We start from the raw sequence: 16496 nt of genomic DNA, 5'->3' as shown, positions 1-16496 counted from the left end.
CGCAGGCCTTATCCGGCGACGCGGGTTTCGGCTTCCGGCACCACCAGGCGATAGCCCAGGCCGCGCTCGGTCTGGATACGGTCCTGGCCGATCTTGCGGCGCAGGCGGCCGATGAACACTTCGATCGTGTTCGAGTCCCGGTCGAAATCCTGATCATAAATATGCTCGACCAGTTCGGTGCGCGGCACGACCCGGCCCATATGGTGCATCAGATAGGACAGGACGCGGTATTCATGCGCGGTCAGCTTCACCGGTTCTCCGGCCACGCTGGCCCGGGCCGCACGGGTGTCGACCACCAGCTTGCCGGCCTCCAGCGTCGCCGCCGAATGCCCGGCCGCCCGGCGCAGCAGCGCCCGCAGACGGGCCAGCAATTCCTCGGTGATGAAGGGCTTGGTCAGATAGTCATCTGCGCCGGCATCGAAGCCGGCCACCTTCTCGCTCCAGGAATCCCGCGCCGTCAGGATCAGGACCGGGAAGGACTTGCCGTCGGCGCGCCACTTCTTGAGAACGCTGACGCCATCCATCTTCGGCAGGCCGAGATCCAGGATCACCGCATCATAGGGTTCGGTGTCGCCCAGGAAGTGGCCATCCTCGCCGTCGGCGGCCAGATCCACGGCATAGCCCGACTGCGACAGGACGTCCGCCAATTGGCGACGCAGGTCGGAATCATCTTCAACTACCAGGATACGCATGCAAACGTCCTTCCGAACTAAAGTGTCACTGTCGGGTCATGCCCCGCGCCGGTCAAGGATCGCGCCCGTGCGCGCATCCACCGTGAAGCGCATCTTGCGGCCATCCCCGGTCATCCAGTCGACCTTGTATTGCGGTTTGCCGCCATTGTCATACAGGTCCGCGCCCAGCTGGTAACCGCCATATTCGCGTTGCAGCTTCTGGAAAATCTGGCTCAGCGGCACGGTCTTGCCCTGGCGCACCGAATCGCGGGCCTGGCCCGGCGACCATTGGTTACGCCAGTCCTGGGCGACCGCCGGGGGCGTCACCACAAGGCCGAGGGCCAGAAGAAGGGCAGGAATCCGTCTCATGACATGGCTGTATAGGCATCAGGCTCTGAATACCAAGTGAACACTTTCGGTCAGATCGGTTCAGGCTGCGATTGGCGAAGATGCGGGCACGCGGCTCAGGCGCGCCGCCGCCGGGCCCGCCGGGCCTGTGCCTCGGCCTCTATGGACGGGTCGGACGCGATGACCAGGCCGCGCATGACGCCCTTCATCACCGCCGAGGTGCGGTCGAACACATCCAGCTTGGCGAAGATGCGCTTCACATAGGTGCCAACCGTCTCCGGCTTCAGGTCGAGAATGTCGGCAATGGCTGCATTGCTCCGGCCCTGTGCCATCCAGTGGAGCACATCGAGTTCACGGCTCGACAGGTTCATTTCATAGTTCAGTTCTGCAGAGACCAGCTGGCAATATCTCAGATAGGCCGTCTCCGCGGCGATCTGGAACAGCGACAGGTCCAGCCCGTCCAGATCGTCCTCCCCCGACACTGAACTTGCCGCGACAAAGCCGACCCGCGCCGCCGGCCCGTAGGTGGCGACGCACACGCCCTTTGCCATCTGCCATCCGGACAGGTCCGCCAGATACGAGGCCTCTTCCCGGTTCAGCACGACATCCGATGGCAGGCGGTGCCAGAGAAACGCCTCGCCGATCCGGACGGAAATATCCGGCAGCGGGTCATCCATGCGCCGGCCCTCCCGATAGGCGGTCTCCCATGCGAGCGGAAATCCCGCATTCGTCAGGGAACGCCCGACCGATCGGTCCAGTCCCACCGGAGAAACGCACAATACGCGCGGTACGCCCAGCGCCCCGAACGCCGCCACGGCGCTCTCGCGCAAGTCCAGCAATGACTGCGCCTCCAGCATGGCCTTGAATCTGTCGATCATCCGCACCTCCCCCCACCGGCGCATGATGCCGCCGGGTGCGGATCATATCAAGGAAAATGCGCCCGGATCAGCTTCCTGTCGGACGCTTCGTCCGCATCTGGTCGGCGACGAGTTCGGCAATCGGGTCCGACACGATGACGAGGCCATGGCGCACGCCCTCCATCACGGCCGATGTCCGGTCGAACACGCCCAGCTTGGCAAAGACCCGTTTGACATATGTGTTCACCGTCTCCTGCCGGATGCCCAGCACATCGGCGATGGCGCCATTGCTGCGCCCCTGTGCCATCCAGTACAGCACATCCAGCTCACGGCCGGACAGCGGTGTCGGCAGGTCCGGGTCCATGGTCACCAGCTGGCAGAACCGTGTGAACGAGACCATGCCCACGAACTGGAAGAATTCACGATCAACGCTTTCCACTTCCGGCCCGTCCGGGTCTGTGCTCGCAGCAATCAGGCCCACGCGCGTGGCATTGCCATATTGCAGCATGCAGAGCCCCCGCTCCATCCGGTTCGTCTTCAGGAAGTCCAGATAGGCCAGTTCGCCTTCGGTCAGCACGACGGAAGGTGGCAGCCGATGCCAGTACATCGGTCCGGGATATCGCGCCGCCGCATCCGGGAACGGGTCATGCGCCTGCCAGTTCAGCTCATAGGTCTTCGCCCACAGATCGGGAAAGCCGAAATTCGTCGTATGTCGCGTGATCGACCGGTCATTGCCAATCGGACCCTGGAAATAGACACGGGTCAGGCCAATGCCGGCGAGGGCGTCAACCGTTCGCTCATATAAGTCCGGGACTGTCCTTGAACGTACAATCTGGCGCAGATGGCCCAGCATGGTGGTTTCCTACAAGACCTGCGCCCATTATAAACCGCGCCACGTCTGCGGGAAAGCGAAATTCGCGACCCCTGATTGTCTCGCCCTCCACGCAAGGCAGAAATGTCCGGACCTGAGCGCACCTCTGTAGGGTGCAGGTAAACGGCCGTTTGCGACTGAATGGTCAACGGATTCCGCTTTCCTGTTAACCTTGGCTCGTCAGCAACCAGACATCCCCGGCAGGCAATCCGGCCCCATTCTGCAGTGATCATTACAGGAACAAGATTGGCGGTTGCGGCACGGCGCGTTCGCCCCGGTTTACCCAATCCTTACCTTGCCTGCAGTGCACTTTGTATTTTGGTAACGCAATCAATTGCACGACATTCCTGCAAGAACGGAAGTCTGCCCATGTACGAAGTATTCAATTGCATTGCGACCGAACATGATCTGTCTCATGTTCTGGCGGCATTCTTCGTGCTGGCCTTCAGCAATTGCTGCTCCCTGATCATCTACAAGCGCAGCCATCAGGCCGTGAAGCGGTTCTACACAATTCTCTGGGCCATCGCCGCCGGTACGGTTGTCGGCCTGGGCGTGTGGGCCACACACTTCATCGCGCTTCTGGGATACCAGCCCGGTTTCGACGTCGTGTTCGACGGATGGCGCACCCTGCTGTCTGCCGCCATGGTGGTGACCGGTTTCGTGATCACCGCGCTCGTCCTCAGCGTGAAGGCCGATGCCATCATCCGCCTGATCAGCGGCGCCATCGCGACCGCGTCTGTCGCCGGAATGCATTTCTATGGCATGACCGCCCTGAACGCGTCCGCCATCATCGAATATGATCGCGTGACGATCACATCGGCGATCCTGCTCAGCTTCATGTTCTACACAGCCACCTATCTCGTCGGCTCGAACCCCAAGATACCTCGCAACGTCACCATCTCCACAATCACCAGTGTCTTCGCGGTCCTGGCGCTTCACTTCATCAGCGCGTCCGGCACCACGATGATCCCGGTCCGCGGCGTTGAAACGCCTTCCTGGCAGCTGGCCACCGGCCTGCTCAGCATCATCATTGCCGGTGCCATGGCAGTGATCGTCATCCTGTCGGTGCTCGCCGCCGGATTGGATTCCAAATTCGAGCGGATGCGCTCCAAGGAAACCCGCAAACTGTCGGTACTGGCTGACGCCAGCAGCGAAGGTCTGTTTGTCGTGTCCCGGACCGGCGAGATCATCAACACGAACACATCGGCGCGGGTGCTGTTCAGCGAGCGGATTTCCGACCTGAAGAATTTGCACGATCTGGACCTCTTCCAGTCCGAAGGGCAGCTTCCGGACTTTCGTGGCCGCAACATCCAGGACCTGTTGCAGTTTCAGGATGACGAGTTGAACCTGCTCGAAAACCGCGAGTTTGGTGAACGCCGTATCCGGTTCGAGGATGGACGGGAAATGATCGCCGTGGTCTCCAGCCGCTGTGTCGAGGAAAAGGACGAGACCTTCATCGTCTTCGCCGTCCGCGACATCACCCAGCGCGTGCGCGCGGAAGCCAAGGTCCGCACACTGGCCTATCGCGACTCCCTGACCGGGCTGCACAACCGGGTCGCGTTCAACATGGCGCTCGAACACGCCATGCAGGACACGCAGGGAGATCGTTTTGGTCTCGCCGTCATGATCATCGATCTGGACGAGTTCAAGGAAGTCAATGACCAGTTCGGCCATGGAGCCGGCGACTCCCTCCTGAAGGCGATCGGTCGCCGCATCTCGAGCGAGATCGACGAACGCGACACGGTCGCACGACTTGGCGGAGACGAATTTGCGGTCCTCGTACGCGGCCGCGCCTCCGCAGAGGAAATTCAGGACACGGCGGACAGGATCCTGTCTGCAATCTCCGAACCACTCGCCATGGGGCGCCGAACATTGAACAGTGGCGGCAGCATCGGGCTGACCTTCGTACCGCCAAATGCCAAGAATGCCGCCCGCATCCTGACCTATGCAGACCGGGCACTCTATTCGGCCAAGGCGGCCGGCCGGGGCTGCGTGCGTGCCTATGATGCAGACCTTCACAAGCAACAGGTGGAGCAGCGCAATCTGGAACGCGCCCTTCACGACGCCGTCAGGAACGACGAATTCGTGCTCTACTTCCAGCCCAAGGTCAGTTCCGCCACCCGCGCGGTCGTTGGCCGTGAGGCGCTGATCCGCTGGAATCGTCCGGGCGTCGGACTTGTCGGCCCTGACCAGTTCATTCCGCTGGCGGAGCAGAGCATGCTGATCGTCGAGATCGGCCGCTGGACTATTCATGCCGCCTGCCGCGCAGCCAGCCGCTGGCAAGGAGACGAGAGCGTGGCGGTCAATCTGTCAGCGCGCCAGTTGATGGATCCGGATATCATATTCCATGTGCGCTCCGCACTCGAGGAAACCGGGTTGGACCCGGCCCGGTTCGAACTGGAGATCACGGAAACGGCGATCATCCACAACACCCAGCTGGCCACCAGCATCCTGCTCGAACTGAAAGCCCTCGGCATAAAGATTTCGCTGGATGATTTCGGCACCGGCTATTCCTCGATGAGCTATGTCCAGGAATTCCCGTTCGACCGCATCAAGATCGACCGGTCCTTCGTCGCGACGATCAATATGGATTCCAAATCGCGGGCGATTATCGAGGCCATCATCCATCTGGCCCACAGCCTGGACATTCCGGTGGTGGCAGAAGGGGTCGAGACAGAAGACCAGGCGCACACGCTGGCCAGCCTGTCCTGTGAAGAGATGCAGGGCTACCTGATCGCCGCGCCTGAACCCTTCGAAGGACCATTCACGGCCTTTGATCTGGATGGCGACCTGTTCGATCTGGCAATTGCCTAGACGTTCCTAGTGGGACTCTGCCCACGCCTTCAGGCCGTCATCCTTCGGATCATCGAGCACTATTTCCAGCCGGGCATAGAGATTTCCCGGCGTGGAGGTTTGGACCCCCTTGCCGCGCAACCGCAGTTGCGAGCCGGTGTTTGATCCGGCCGGGACTTTCAGCGTCACCGGGCCGGAGGGCGTCTTCACCTCGACACTGCCCCCCAGGATCGCCGTCTTCAGATCAACCGGCACCTTCATTCGAAGGTCCTTGCCGTCGCGTTCCCAGACCGTGCTGGGCTTCACTTCCACTTCCAGAAGCGCATCGCCGGGCGCACCGCCATTCGGCGAGGGTTCGCCCTGGCTCTTCAGGCGCAGCGTCTGGCCGGTTTCAATCCCCGCCGGAATGTTCACATCCAGCGCGGTGCCGTCCGCCATGGTCATGCGCCGGCGGGCACCGGTCACGGCATCCGCGAAATCAATGGTCACCCGATACCGCACGTCCCGCCCCTTGACGGGGCCGCCGCGGCGCGACCGGCCGCCGCCGAACATGCCGGACAGGATATCCTCGAACGGATCGCCCTGCGCCCCGCCGAACGGATTGCCACTGCGTGACTCCCAGCGATACGAAGCGCCACCGGGGCCGCCGCCCCCCGGGAACCCGCCGCCGAACCCGGTCGGATTACCGTCGCCGTCAATCTCGCCCCGGTCGAACTGGGCTTTCTTGTCCTTGTCGCCCAGAATATCCCAGGCTTGCGAGACCCGCTTGAACTCCTCGGCCTTGGCCTTGTCATCCGGATGCAGGTCCGGATGCAGGGCTTTTGCCTTTTGCCGGTAAGCGTTCTTGATCTCGGCCTCGCTGGCCGAGCGCGACACGCCGAGCACTTTGTACGGGTCCATGGCCAAGGGCGGGCAATCCTTCTGTCTGCGAATCTGCTATCCGCACACAGTTAGGCGCTCCCGCAACGTATTGAAACCCGGAGATTACCTTACCGGATCAACGCGGGCGGCATAACAGCCCGGTTTCGCATTGTGCAGGTGGAGATAGGCAACTCCGCTCTGCGCCAGCATGGCCGGGATTGCAGTGTTCAACTCGCGGCCCTCCACAACATCCGCCGCCACCATGTCGTGCGCAGTATCGAACGCGCGGATGGAGATCAGCCGCAGCGTCAGCGAGGCGGGTACCTCACCCACATCCGGCAAGGCCTGCTCCGCTCCGGCGCGGACAAATATGGCATGACAGGACCGGTATGGCGTCTCTTCATCATGATGACAGTGATTGAGCAGGAAGATCGTCTCTCCGATCTCCGCATCCTGCAGGCTGACCCGGCAGGGATAGCCGGGCTGGGCATCCACGAGACGCTTCTGGATGTTCTGCGCCGCCAGGTCCGCATCAGACAGCGAGGGCAAATGGGCAAACTGGTCTTCTGGCAGCGCGCGGATCTGAAAGGTCATACGGGTCTCCTTGTTGTCTGCCTGCACACTGTCGGCCCGCCCTGCGCGCCGCCACCCGATGCATGCTGCGCCTCACAAGCTGCGCCATGGCCCAAGGCGCCCATCCGGTCCCATTTCCGCCACCCGCGCCGCAATCGCCCCCTCGGGCCATTCGGTCCAGGGCGTGTCGAAACTGGCGCGGTCGCCAAAGCCGTTACCCGTGTCGAACTCGGCTGCGAACCGGCCCGCATTCTCCGCTTCCGGCAGGGCCCAGCTTTGCGGCACATCCGCGCCGCGCCGTGTCCAGCTCAATATGTCCCCCGTCCGCCGCAGATGCGCGACCGGCCAGGGCAGGCCCGCCTGATCCTCAAAGGTCAGCGCCGTCGCCGCGTCATCCGTGACCGCTTTCCACATCATCTCCACGCCCAGCGTTTCACCGCCGACGCTCGCACGCGCCAGAGCTGTGTCCAGCAGGACCAGCCGCGCGCCCGTCTGCGCCGCCCCTGGCAGGCTGCCCCGCTGCCCGCGCAACAGGCCGGTCAGTTGCCAGACATCCGGCGCGACCAGTTCGGCCGTCTGGAACTGGACACATTCCCAGCCGGCATCGGTTTCCAGCAAGGCGGCATTCCCTCCGGACAGGACCTGTCCGTCCGGCAGGCTTGCAAACTCTCCTCCCGGACAGAACACGTTCAGCGCACCCGCCCGGTCCCAGCGCCCGACCGGTCCCGCCCCACAGCCCTCGGTCAGCCGCCCGATCACCGCAGGCCGGTCCAGCCGTGCCACTTCCCCCAGCGCGTCCTCTGCCAGACCAGCCAGCACCACCACTTCCCCCGGCCACGGATCGGCCCAGGCCGCCAGCAAAGGCCCGCTCCCACCGTCATATTCGGGCAGGTGCGGCGCATCCATGATGACCAGATCCACGTCGCCAAACACCGGCGCCTCTGGCGGCGCGCTGCCGGCCTGCCCGGCCCGCACTCTGCTCATCGCCGTCAACTCTTCCCGGCAGGTCAGCGTCCGCACGCCGCCCCGGTCCACCATATCCCGGATCCGCCAGACCGGTCCGCTCCCGAAGCGCACGCCATCTCCCGGCTCCAGTGCCAACGCCGACAGCGGCAATTCGCAGGCAAGACTCTCCCCGTGCGCGGCGGCCTCCAGCAAGGCCCCGGCCACTGCCTCTGCCCGGCTCGCTCCCAGCGCCAATGGCAGGCTCACATCCTGTACCAGCCTTGGATCGCCGCCCGCCAATCGTGCCTCGGCCAGCCCCGGCTGGTAGTCCGTCTCCAGATCGACATGCGTCAGCCGCACCCGCGCCGGTGCCTTGTCCAGCAGGCCGCGTGTGCGCTGCGCCCCCGTCTCGACCAGAGCGTCTGCTGCCATATCCAGAACCGCGCCCTCATCCGCCATCCGGAATGCCAGCGCGCCGCCCCGCTCCACGCAGTCAAACCCATAGGCCAGTTTCAGCGGCTCCAGCGCCGCGCGCACCGAATGCACTCCATCAAGGCCATAGCCCTCAACCACGCCGTCCAGCCCGGACACATCCACCGCATTGGCCAGGTATCCGTCCCGCGTCAGGGCCGCGCCCTCCCGGCTGCCCCAGCGGGCTGCGCCGATTTCGGTGACCGCTACCAAAGGCAGCGCGGATTTCGCCTCGCGCGGGCGGCGGCTGAAGGGCCAGATCGGGTTCATGGGGGGCGGGGCTCCGTTTCCTGCGATGCCCTGAAATTAAATGCCGCCAGCCCCCTTCGGATTCAGTTTGGAAAAACCCCGGAAAATCAGCCTGCTAATCTCGAAAAGTTGAGGATTAACCCGGTATTTTCCCTGTATTTTCTTGCGCTCCGCCCATAGCCATAAGGGCCCAAATCTGCTTTTTCGCCATTCGGTCAGGGGCAAAGGAGCTAACAGAATGTCGGCACGAGTCATTTCCATCGCCAACTCCAAGGGCGGGGTCGGCAAGACCACGACATGTGTCAGCCTTGCGGAAGCCTTCGCCGCGAATGGATTCCGCACGCTTGTCGTCGATCTCGACACCCAGGCCAATGCCTCGCTGCTCGTCTATGGCCATGAGGGCGATGAACACCTGTTCCAGGCGATCAATGACTATGTGACCATTTCCGACTGGCTGCTGGAGAATTTCTTCGCCGGCGAGCACAAGCGCCTGTCCGAATTCATCGTCACCGATGCCTCCGATGTCACCTATAATGGCAAGCCGCTGGAGCTGGACCTGATCCCCTCCTCGCCGCGCCTGCGCAAGACCGAGCGCGAGCTGATCTACGAACTGACCGCCAAGGGCTATTCCATGGAAGCGCTGCAGGGCCAGGTCGGCCGCCGCATGCGTGATGATTTCGAAAAGCTGAAGGCCGATTACGACATCATCCTGTGCGACTGCCCGCCCGGCATCTCGGTGATGACGGAAACCGTTCTGGCCGCCAGCCACCTGATCATTGTACCCACCATTCCGGACTTCATGTCCACGCTCGGCCTCGACCTGTTCACCGGCGACATCATGCGCAATCTGCGCGGCCGTGACATCGAGAACCTGCCCTGTGTGCTGGCCACCCGCTATGACGGCACGCCGCACCAACAGGTCGTCCTGAACGCCATGCGCGAGGCCGCCAGCGCCAAGGAAACCGAATTCACCATGTTCAACACAGTCATCCCGATGAAGCAGGGTTTTGCCACCAACCCGATCGAGCTCGGCCCGGAACCGACCCTGCAGGCCAAATGGCCCGGCGAGGCGCTCGGCATCATCGAGAGCCTGCTGAAGGAAGTGCGGGAGAAAATTCAATGAGCGACGCCGACACCGCCCCCAGCGCAAAGGCTCTGGAATCACTGCTGGCCCGGCGCGAGCGCTTTGACCGGCTCGGCGAAAAGGATTTCGCCGCCGCCACCTCCTTGCTTGTCAAGAAGCTGATGGTGTCGGCCGGTCAGACCACGGACGACATGAAGGATCTGCGCGACACGGTCGGCCCGGACCTGTTCGAGACAACCCTGAAATCCCTGACCGCCCACCAGGCGCGCCAGCTCGCCCGCCGCATGGACCGTTCCGTACCGGACCTCGAAGTCTCCACCGCCGGCGCCGCCTGCGCCTGGATCCGTGGCCTGATGAACGGCACCCATCCCGCCCCGGCAGAACCCGCCGAAACCGTGGACGACACCCCCGAACCCGACGACACGCCCCCCGCCCCCAAGAACGCCTATTTCGGACGCAAGGCCTTTCGTACGGGGGGATAGAGTGTGGCGAACAAGTTCACGCGCACGCCTGAACACACACGTCGCGCTCGTGCGCTTCGCCAGTCCGCCTCGAAGACCGAACAGAAAGTCTGGCTGCTCCTCAGCCGGAAACAGATGGGCGTGTCCTTTCGGCGCCAGCATCCCGCCGGTCCCTATTTCCTCGACTATTACTGCCCCTCCCTCAAACTCGCCATCGAAGTCGATGGCGACTGGCACGACCCTGTATACGACGCCCGCCGCGATGCTTTTCTGGCAGAGCGCGGCATCACGGTTCTGCGCATTCCGGTCTCATGGATAGATGAATCCCTCGAAGCCGTGGGAGACCATACCCGGCAGGAAATTGAGTTGATCCGGAAAAGCAGAGGATAGTCCGGCAGGACCCCCACCTGTCCTCCCCCTTGCAGGGGGAGGAACGCAGACAGCAGCCGCCTTGCTCGAGGGCCGTTCTCCCCCCTGAAAGGGGGGAGTTAGAGGGGGGCTACCGGACTCTCGATTGGAAATACGCTCTCACAACACCCGCACCCATGGCCCGGCGCCGTCCAGGGCGAGGGCCCAGATGGCCCAGACGAGGGCATCCACCCGGTCGGGTGAGCCGCGAAAGCCTTCCGCGCCGAACCGGCACATCTGGTCTTCCAGCTCGGGCAGCAGGCCGACATGGGCCACCCGTCCCTGTTCGTACAATGTCGCCACCGGCGCCGCCCGTGCCCGCTTGCCGAGGCGTGCCCGCACAAGGCGCACCGGCACATCCACCCCGGCGCTTTCCAGAACCTGCCGCACCATCTCTCCCCCCTGATTGGCCTCGGCGATGATTTCCCGCGCGCCCACTTCGCGGCTCACCGCCACGGCGCGCCGGGCCCAATCCAGCGGCTTCAGCCCCGGTGCGGACGCATCCGCCAGCACATAGGAAACGCCCGCGCGCACGCCGGCCGCAATGATGCCGCACGCATCGGCGGCCGGGCCGCTGCTGGCCGGCGGGTCCACGGCCACGATCACATCTTCCATCATGGGCGGCGCGTCCACCCGCGCCGCATCAATCATCTGCCGGCGGAACAGGGCGCCGTCCGGATCTTCCAGAAGCTCGCCATGAATTTCCTGCCGCGCCAGGGCGCTGTCGCCATAGGCCGCCATCATTGCCGACACGAACCCGTCCGACAGATTGTCCACATTCTCGGCCATGCTGGTGCGCCGAACCAGCGTATCGGCGCCCTTCAGCAATCCGGTGAAAAAGGGTGTGGGGCGCGGTGTCGTGGTCGCCATGACCCGCGGCGCATCGCCCAGTCTCAACCCCATTTGCAGCGTGTCCCACACCGCCTGCCCGCGCAGCCAGGCCGCCACCTCATCGCACCAGGCGACATCGAATTGCGGGCCGCGCAGACTGTCCGGATCCTCGGCGGAAAAGACATGCGCCTCCGCGCCATTGTCAAACCTCAACAGGCGGCGGCTCGGCGAATAGGTCGGACGGCGGCTCTTCAGCGGCTCGATCCATTTCAGGCCGCTCGGCCCGTCGATCATCACCTCGCGTACATCGTGCAGCGCCGGGCCCACCAGGGCCGCCCGGCGGCACCCGCCATGCAGAATCGACCAGCGCAGCCATTCGGCCCCCGCCCGTGTCTTCCCAGCGCCGCGTCCGCCCATGAACACGAATGTCCGCCAGCCCGCCTGCGGCGGCACCTGAATATCGCGGGCCGCAGCCAGCCAGGGATTCTGGCTCACCAGGCTGCGCTCCCCGGCCGTCATCCCCCGCCAATCCCCGCTCGTCACAGCATGGCGCGCCCTTTGTCTGAAGGCTGGCTGCCAGGGCGTCCAGCCGGCGCTGCTCGGCAGCGGCGGAGTACTCGTCATCCGGGTCATCTTCGGGGGTCTCCGTTTGGCCGGATCCGGCAAGCCGTACATCTGCATCCTCTTCCAGTTTCGCGGCCGCCATATCCAGCCGCCGGATTTCGCCGGCCAGCCGGATCAGCACGCCGCTCAGACTGGCCAGTTCCTCCGCCGGGGTGGCGGGGTCTGCAACGCGGTCGGCGATGCGGTCATGGGCCTCGCTCAGCGACAGGCGCTGGCGTTCCAGCGGACGTTCGGGATCGTCCAGCCCGTGCGCGCGAATCATCCGCCACGCCGAGCTTCGGCTCAGTCCGGCGCGCGCCGCCGCATCCAGCAGGCTCAGCCCCGACAGCCGGGCCAGACGGATCTGGCGCATTTGCCGCTGTATCTGGACCTTTGAAGACATCACGGGCTCCTGTCAGTCCCGCTATCCTGCCATGGCTGGATCCCTGTCGGATTCGCGCGCCGGTCTGATGCGCCTGATTCCCCGGCGCTGCCGTGTTCCGGGCCGGATGCCCCCAATGGTGTGTTGCAGGAAAGGCACGAAACTGTCCCCGCCTGCAGCCATCGGCCCGATTTCCACGCGAAATCACGGACCGTCACGAAAACATTACACAGCTGTCACTCAACCGTAACTCTGGCGTGGGACGTGGCCGCAGTTTTGAAGCGCCGGCTTCTTGATACGGATTGCCAGAGCAAGGATGATTCCGATGACCCACCCGTCCCGCAAACTCTTCATGCTGGGGGCCGCCACCGCGGTGCTCGCACAGGCCGCCAGCGCCGACATCCTGAAAGGCACCGTCACCGATGCCTCCGGCGATGCGGCCCTGGAAGGCGCCATTGTCACCATCGAGGAACTCGGCCGCACGGCCGCTGCCGACCGGTTCGGCGCCTATCGGTTCGCCAATGTTCCGGCGGGTGACTATACGCTGACTGTCTCCTATGTCGGCGCGGACACGGTCACCGATACGGTCAACGTGTCGGGCGAAACCGATTTCAGCATCCGTCTCGGCCGCGATGTCCGGTATCTCGACAACATCCTCGTGGTCGGCTCTGCCGCCGCCCAGGCGGGCGCCATCAACCAGCAGCGCGCCTCCAACGCCCTGATCTCGGTCATCGATTCAGACGGCCTCGGCAACTTCCCCGACACGACCGTGGCGGACTCGCTGGCCCGCGTGGCCGGTCTCTCCATCGAGAACGACCAGGGCGAAGGCCGCTATGTCTCGATCCGCGGCATTAACACAGACCTGATCTCGGCCACGATCAACGGCGTACGCACCCCGTCCCCGGAAGACCGCCGCGGCGTCCTTCTGGACGGAGTGCCGTCAGACCTTCTGGACGGTATCGAGGTTCAGAAATCCCTCACCCCGGACGTGGATGCCGACACGATTGGCGGCGTCATCAACCTGAAGACCATTTCCGCATTCGACCGCGATGGCCAGTTCATCCGCGCCAAGGTCGAAGGCTCCTACAATGAGATCACCGAAGACCTCTCCCCGAAAGCCACGCTGACCTATTCCAACGTGTTCGGCGAAAAGCTCGGCATCGCCGCTTCGGTCAACTATCAGAGCCTCGGCATCGAAGCCCACAATAACGAGATCGGCGAATGGGGCTTCGATGACGACCTCAACGCCTATGTCCCCAACGATGATTATGAAATGCGCTGGTACGACCTGACCCGCGAGCGTCTCGGCCTCGTCTTCAATGTCGACTACCGCATGACCGAGAACACGGAACTCTATCTGCGCACCCTGTTCAACCAGTACAAGGATGACGAGGTCCGCAACAAGTTCGAGTTCCGCGACCTTGCCGAAGAAGGCGTCGCCATTGACGGCAACTCCTTCGCCTTCAACTTTGCCGAAGTCGACGCGGAAGTCCGCCAGCGCGAGGAAGAACGCAAGATCCAGACCTACGCACTGGGCGGCCAGACCATCGCCGGTGCCTGGACGGTGGATTACGAAGTCTCCTACGCCTATGCCGAAGAAGACGATTCCAACAATCACGACGTCGCCTTCCGCTCCGATGACATGGATGGGGACGCGATCATTGTCTGGGATAATTCCGATCCGAAAAAGCCCCGCCTCAGCGGAACCGGCGTCGATTTCCTCTATGATCCGTCCAACTATGAAATGGATGCGTTCGAGCAGGAATTCACGATCAACGAAGACACCGAATGGGCCTACAAGCTCGATCTCACCAATGAGTCTTCCATCGGCAGCACGCCGGTCACCTGGAAGATGGGCGTCAAGGTTCGTGACCGCGAAAAGGTGCGTGACCAGAACCTGATGATCTGGGAACGCGATGATGTCCTGTTGACGGACTACATCACCGCCAACAGCCAGATTTCCGGCTGGCGCATGAACAATCCGATGTACCAGTGGCCGAGCGCCGGCCTGACCCGTGCCCTGCGCGGCACGTTTACGGCGGACGAGCTGGACGAGGACGGCACGAATTTCGACAGCCTCTCGGGTGACTACACGATCGAGGAAACCATCCTGGCCGGGTACGGCATGGGGACGTTCCAGTTCGACGATCTCACCCTCGTCGCCGGTGTCCGCGTCGAGGCCACCGATGTCTCGGCAACCGGCAACATCTTCTTCGAGGAAGACGACCCGGCCAATGTCACGAAGCGCAAATACGACGACGACTACACAAACGTCCTGCCCAGCGTGAACCTGAAATACGCCTTCTCCGACAATCTGATCGGGCGGGCCGCCTACTATGCCTCGATCGTGCGGCCGGCCTTTGGCGAAATGCGTCCGACCATCGCCCTGAACGATGACCGTGACGAAGCCGAGATGGGCAATCCGGCCCTTGATCCATATGAAGCCGACAATTTCGACCTCTCGATCGAATACTATCCGACCAAGCTGTCCGTCCTGTCGGCCGGCGTGTTCTACAAGGAAATCTCCAATCCGATCTTCGGCGCCAATTACGACATCGGCGATGTGCCGGGATCGGTCGACACCTCGCTGCTGCCGGACACGGTGGAAGAGGTCTTCACCTATGTGAACGGCGACAGCGCGACGGTGAAGGGTATCGAACTGAACTATGTCCAGCAGCTCGATTTCCTCGGCGGTTTCTGGGAAGGCTTCCTGGTTTCCGCAAACGTCACCATCGCCGACTCCGAAGCCTCCGTGCCGGACGAGGACGATCCGCTGACCACGCGCGATGTGCCGCTGCTCAAGCAGAACGACCTGATCTGGAACGCTTCCATCGGCTATGATCGGGGCCCCTGGGATCTGCGCGTCTCGGCCAATTTCCGGGACGACTATCTGGATGAACTCTTCGGCACGAATCTCGACCGCTACACCAGCGATCACCTCAGCGTCGAAGCGTCCGCCAAGTATGACGTGAACGACAATCTCCAGGTCTTCGTCGAAGGCAAGAACCTCACTGACGAGCCGGAATACTACTATTTCGGGTCCGAAAACCGCCTCTCGCAATATGACGAGTACGGTGCACGCTACGTGATCGGCGCCCGCCTGACCTACTAGGGTGCCGCACGGGATCAGGCCTTCAGAACCGGGCGGAGAGCAATCTTCGCCCGGTTTTCTTTGCGCGATGGCCCTTCCCGGCTTATGCTTTCCCGTCAGGATAGGAGGCCCCATCATGAAGCTGCTATTGCCCGCCCTCATCGCCGCCCTCGCCGTATCCGGCTGCGCACTCCAGAAGAAGGAAGGGTTCCAGGTCGTTGACCATTCCGGCAATCCGGATCTGGTCTGCGAACGCGTGCCCGTTCCGGGCAAGGTCTATCCCGGGAAGATCTGCATGACCGAGGCGCAGTGGGAACGTCATCACCGCGCAGGCCAGACGGCTACGTCGGACGTGCAACGCGGCGCCCTGCGTGCACCTGCCCCCGGCCAGGGGGGCTAGGCTCGAACCGCACGATCCCGCCGCCTGCAATCCGTTGTATCGGCTGCAGGGGTGCAGGATTGCAACATAAGTGTGCGTTTCTTTCGCAAATTGGCGAAAATCCCTCCATCAGGGGGCGACGATCCGGCATTGCTTTGCTAGACCCACGTCAATCAGCAGGAGAAATACCTTTATGAGAACCGCAATTTTCGCCTTGGCTGCGGCCATCGCCGTCTCCGGGTGCGCCCTGAAGAAGAAAGAAGGCTACGCCGTTGCAGATGCGTCCACCAATCCGGACCTGATCTGCCAGCGCGTTTCCGTTCCGGGCAAGATCTACCCCGGCAAGATCTGCATGACCGCCGAACAGTGGGAACGCCACGAGAAGGCCGGCGAGGACGCCACCGGCGATGCACAGCGCCGCGCCCTCAGCACGGGTGATCCGCGCGCGGGCTGAGCCTTGCGGTTCCGCACAGGACAGACTTACGAAAAGCAGGCCAACCGGCCTGCTTTTTTGTGGCCGGAAGGGCCGGGTTCATGGCAGTTGTATGAAAGTTCGCGCCCCCGGCTTGATCTTGCGACCGGTGCGATGAATACCGGCGCGAACCCGAGTGAATCGAG

16 protein-coding genes are annotated in these 16496 nt (G+C 63.2%); 8 read left to right on the top strand and 8 right to left on the bottom strand.

Annotated elements, in window-relative coordinates; translation table 11 throughout:
• Window positions 1-8 precede the first annotated feature (8 nt).
• From HF955_RS11290 to HF955_RS11275, 4 genes are all read right to left on the bottom strand, one after another.
• Window positions 9-692, bottom strand: a complete 684-nt coding sequence (locus HF955_RS11290) for a response regulator transcription factor (protein ID WP_027838712.1) — start codon at window positions 690-692, stop codon at window positions 9-11.
• A 36-nt stretch (window positions 693-728) separates the two neighbouring features.
• A complete protein-coding gene (locus HF955_RS11285) occupies window positions 729-1040 on the bottom strand; it encodes a PepSY domain-containing protein (protein WP_291075229.1) in 312 nt (103 codons plus the stop codon).
• 95 nt (window positions 1041-1135) lie between these two features.
• On the bottom strand, window positions 1136-1897 hold the full coding sequence (locus HF955_RS11280; protein WP_291075228.1) for a LuxR family transcriptional regulator: 762 nt from the start codon (window positions 1895-1897) through the stop codon (window positions 1136-1138).
• A gap of 67 nt (window positions 1898-1964) precedes the next feature.
• Window positions 1965-2729 (bottom strand): LuxR family transcriptional regulator, encoded by a 765-nt coding sequence (locus HF955_RS11275; protein WP_291075227.1) that lies wholly within the window; start codon window positions 2727-2729, stop codon window positions 1965-1967.
• Between the two features lie 387 nt (window positions 2730-3116).
• Here HF955_RS11275 and HF955_RS11270 point away from each other — a divergent pair, with 387 nt between their 5' ends.
• On the top strand, window positions 3117-5561 hold the full coding sequence (locus tag HF955_RS11270) for an EAL domain-containing protein (protein WP_291075226.1): 2445 nt from the start codon (window positions 3117-3119) through the stop codon (window positions 5559-5561).
• A 6-nt stretch (window positions 5562-5567) separates the two neighbouring features.
• Here the strand turns inward: HF955_RS11270 and HF955_RS11265 are convergent, their stop codons facing one another.
• The 3 genes from HF955_RS11265 to HF955_RS11255 form a co-directional block, all read right to left on the bottom strand.
• Window positions 5568-6440, bottom strand: coding sequence for a J domain-containing protein (locus HF955_RS11265; RefSeq protein WP_291075225.1), 873 nt, complete (start codon window positions 6438-6440; stop codon window positions 5568-5570).
• Window positions 6441-6524: 84 nt separating this feature from the next.
• A complete protein-coding gene (locus tag HF955_RS11260) occupies window positions 6525-6995 on the bottom strand; it encodes a DUF1203 domain-containing protein (protein WP_291075224.1) in 471 nt (156 codons plus the stop codon).
• A 72-nt stretch (window positions 6996-7067) separates the two neighbouring features.
• Window positions 7068-8660: a phage tail protein gene (locus tag HF955_RS11255; protein WP_291075223.1), complete on the bottom strand. Its 1593-nt coding sequence runs from the start codon at window positions 8658-8660 to the stop codon at window positions 7068-7070.
• A gap of 217 nt (window positions 8661-8877) precedes the next feature.
• On the opposite strand from HF955_RS11255, the gene HF955_RS11250 reads away from it, so the two are divergent.
• From HF955_RS11250 to HF955_RS11240, 3 genes are read left to right on the top strand one after another with little or no spacing between them, the layout of a single operon-like run.
• On the top strand, window positions 8878-9762 hold the full coding sequence (locus HF955_RS11250) for a ParA family protein (RefSeq protein ID WP_291075222.1): 885 nt from the start codon (window positions 8878-8880) through the stop codon (window positions 9760-9762).
• Window positions 9759-10205 carry a hypothetical protein gene (locus tag HF955_RS11245; RefSeq protein WP_291075221.1) on the top strand — a complete coding sequence of 149 codons (447 nt, stop codon included), beginning with the start codon at window positions 9759-9761 and terminating at the stop codon, window positions 10203-10205. The genes HF955_RS11250 and HF955_RS11245 overlap by 4 nt, the downstream gene beginning before the upstream one ends.
• 3 nt (window positions 10206-10208) lie before the next feature.
• Window positions 10209-10574: an endonuclease domain-containing protein gene (locus HF955_RS11240; RefSeq protein WP_291075220.1), complete on the top strand. Its 366-nt coding sequence runs from the start codon at window positions 10209-10211 to the stop codon at window positions 10572-10574.
• A gap of 138 nt (window positions 10575-10712) precedes the next feature.
• Here HF955_RS11240 and HF955_RS11235 read toward each other — a convergent pair whose 3' ends face one another.
• Window positions 10713-11942 (bottom strand): DNA-packaging protein, encoded by a 1230-nt coding sequence (locus HF955_RS11235; protein ID WP_367279789.1) that lies wholly within the window; start codon window positions 11940-11942, stop codon window positions 10713-10715.
• Between the two features lie 130 nt (window positions 11943-12072).
• Between HF955_RS11235 and HF955_RS18455 the strand changes: the two genes are divergently transcribed.
• The 4 genes from HF955_RS18455 to HF955_RS11220 all read left to right on the top strand — a co-directional run bounded on the left by HF955_RS18455 (window position 12073) and on the right by HF955_RS11220 (window position 16332).
• Window positions 12073-12423, top strand: coding sequence for a hypothetical protein (locus tag HF955_RS18455; RefSeq protein ID WP_367279732.1), 351 nt, complete (start codon window positions 12073-12075; stop codon window positions 12421-12423).
• A 310-nt stretch (window positions 12424-12733) separates the two neighbouring features.
• Window positions 12734-15520: a TonB-dependent receptor gene (locus HF955_RS11230; RefSeq protein WP_291075218.1), complete on the top strand. Its 2787-nt coding sequence runs from the start codon at window positions 12734-12736 to the stop codon at window positions 15518-15520.
• A gap of 115 nt (window positions 15521-15635) precedes the next feature.
• Window positions 15636-15899: a hypothetical protein gene (locus tag HF955_RS11225; protein WP_027838048.1), complete on the top strand. Its 264-nt coding sequence runs from the start codon at window positions 15636-15638 to the stop codon at window positions 15897-15899.
• A 172-nt stretch (window positions 15900-16071) separates the two neighbouring features.
• Window positions 16072-16332: a hypothetical protein gene (locus HF955_RS11220; RefSeq protein WP_027838047.1), complete on the top strand. Its 261-nt coding sequence runs from the start codon at window positions 16072-16074 to the stop codon at window positions 16330-16332.
• Window positions 16333-16496 lie beyond the last annotated feature (164 nt).

It is taken from the genome of Hyphomonas sp. (assembly GCF_017792385.1).
In the GTDB taxonomy this organism is placed as follows: domain Bacteria; phylum Pseudomonadota; class Alphaproteobacteria; order Caulobacterales; family Hyphomonadaceae; genus Hyphomonas.
The sequence above is the reverse complement of the archived record's forward strand: the minus strand, read 5'-3'. Positions and strand labels throughout refer to the sequence as shown.

Excerpts from the sequence above, each read along its gene's own strand:
- HF955_RS11270 (WP_291075226.1), top strand. The coding sequence starts at position 3,117 with ATGTACGAAGTATTCAATTGCATTGCGACCGAACATGATCTGTCTCAT.
- HF955_RS11220 (WP_027838047.1), top strand. The coding sequence starts at position 16,072 with ATGAGAACCGCAATTTTCGCCTTGGCTGCGGCCATCGCCGTCTCCGGG.
- HF955_RS11285 (WP_291075229.1), bottom strand. The coding sequence starts at position 1,040 with ATGAGACGGATTCCTGCCCTTCTTCTGGCCCTCGGCCTTGTGGTGACG.
- HF955_RS11260 (WP_291075224.1), bottom strand. The coding sequence starts at position 6,995 with ATGACCTTTCAGATCCGCGCGCTGCCAGAAGACCAGTTTGCCCATTTG.
- HF955_RS11275 (WP_291075227.1), bottom strand. The coding sequence starts at position 2,729 with ATGCTGGGCCATCTGCGCCAGATTGTACGTTCAAGGACAGTCCCGGAC.
- HF955_RS11255 (WP_291075223.1), bottom strand. The coding sequence starts at position 8,660 with ATGAACCCGATCTGGCCCTTCAGCCGCCGCCCGCGCGAGGCGAAATCC.
- HF955_RS11235 (WP_367279789.1), bottom strand. The coding sequence starts at position 11,942 with ATGACGGCCGGGGAGCGCAGCCTGGTGAGCCAGAATCCCTGGCTGGCT.
- HF955_RS11280 (WP_291075228.1), bottom strand. The coding sequence starts at position 1,897 with ATGATCGACAGATTCAAGGCCATGCTGGAGGCGCAGTCATTGCTGGAC.
- HF955_RS11290 (WP_027838712.1), bottom strand. The coding sequence starts at position 692 with ATGCGTATCCTGGTAGTTGAAGATGATTCCGACCTGCGTCGCCAATTG.
- HF955_RS11250 (WP_291075222.1), top strand. The coding sequence starts at position 8,878 with ATGTCGGCACGAGTCATTTCCATCGCCAACTCCAAGGGCGGGGTCGGC.
- HF955_RS11265 (WP_291075225.1), bottom strand. The coding sequence starts at position 6,440 with ATGGACCCGTACAAAGTGCTCGGCGTGTCGCGCTCGGCCAGCGAGGCC.
- HF955_RS11230 (WP_291075218.1), top strand. The coding sequence starts at position 12,734 with ATGACCCACCCGTCCCGCAAACTCTTCATGCTGGGGGCCGCCACCGCG.
- HF955_RS11225 (WP_027838048.1), top strand. The coding sequence starts at position 15,636 with ATGAAGCTGCTATTGCCCGCCCTCATCGCCGCCCTCGCCGTATCCGGC.
- HF955_RS11245 (WP_291075221.1), top strand. The coding sequence starts at position 9,759 with ATGAGCGACGCCGACACCGCCCCCAGCGCAAAGGCTCTGGAATCACTG.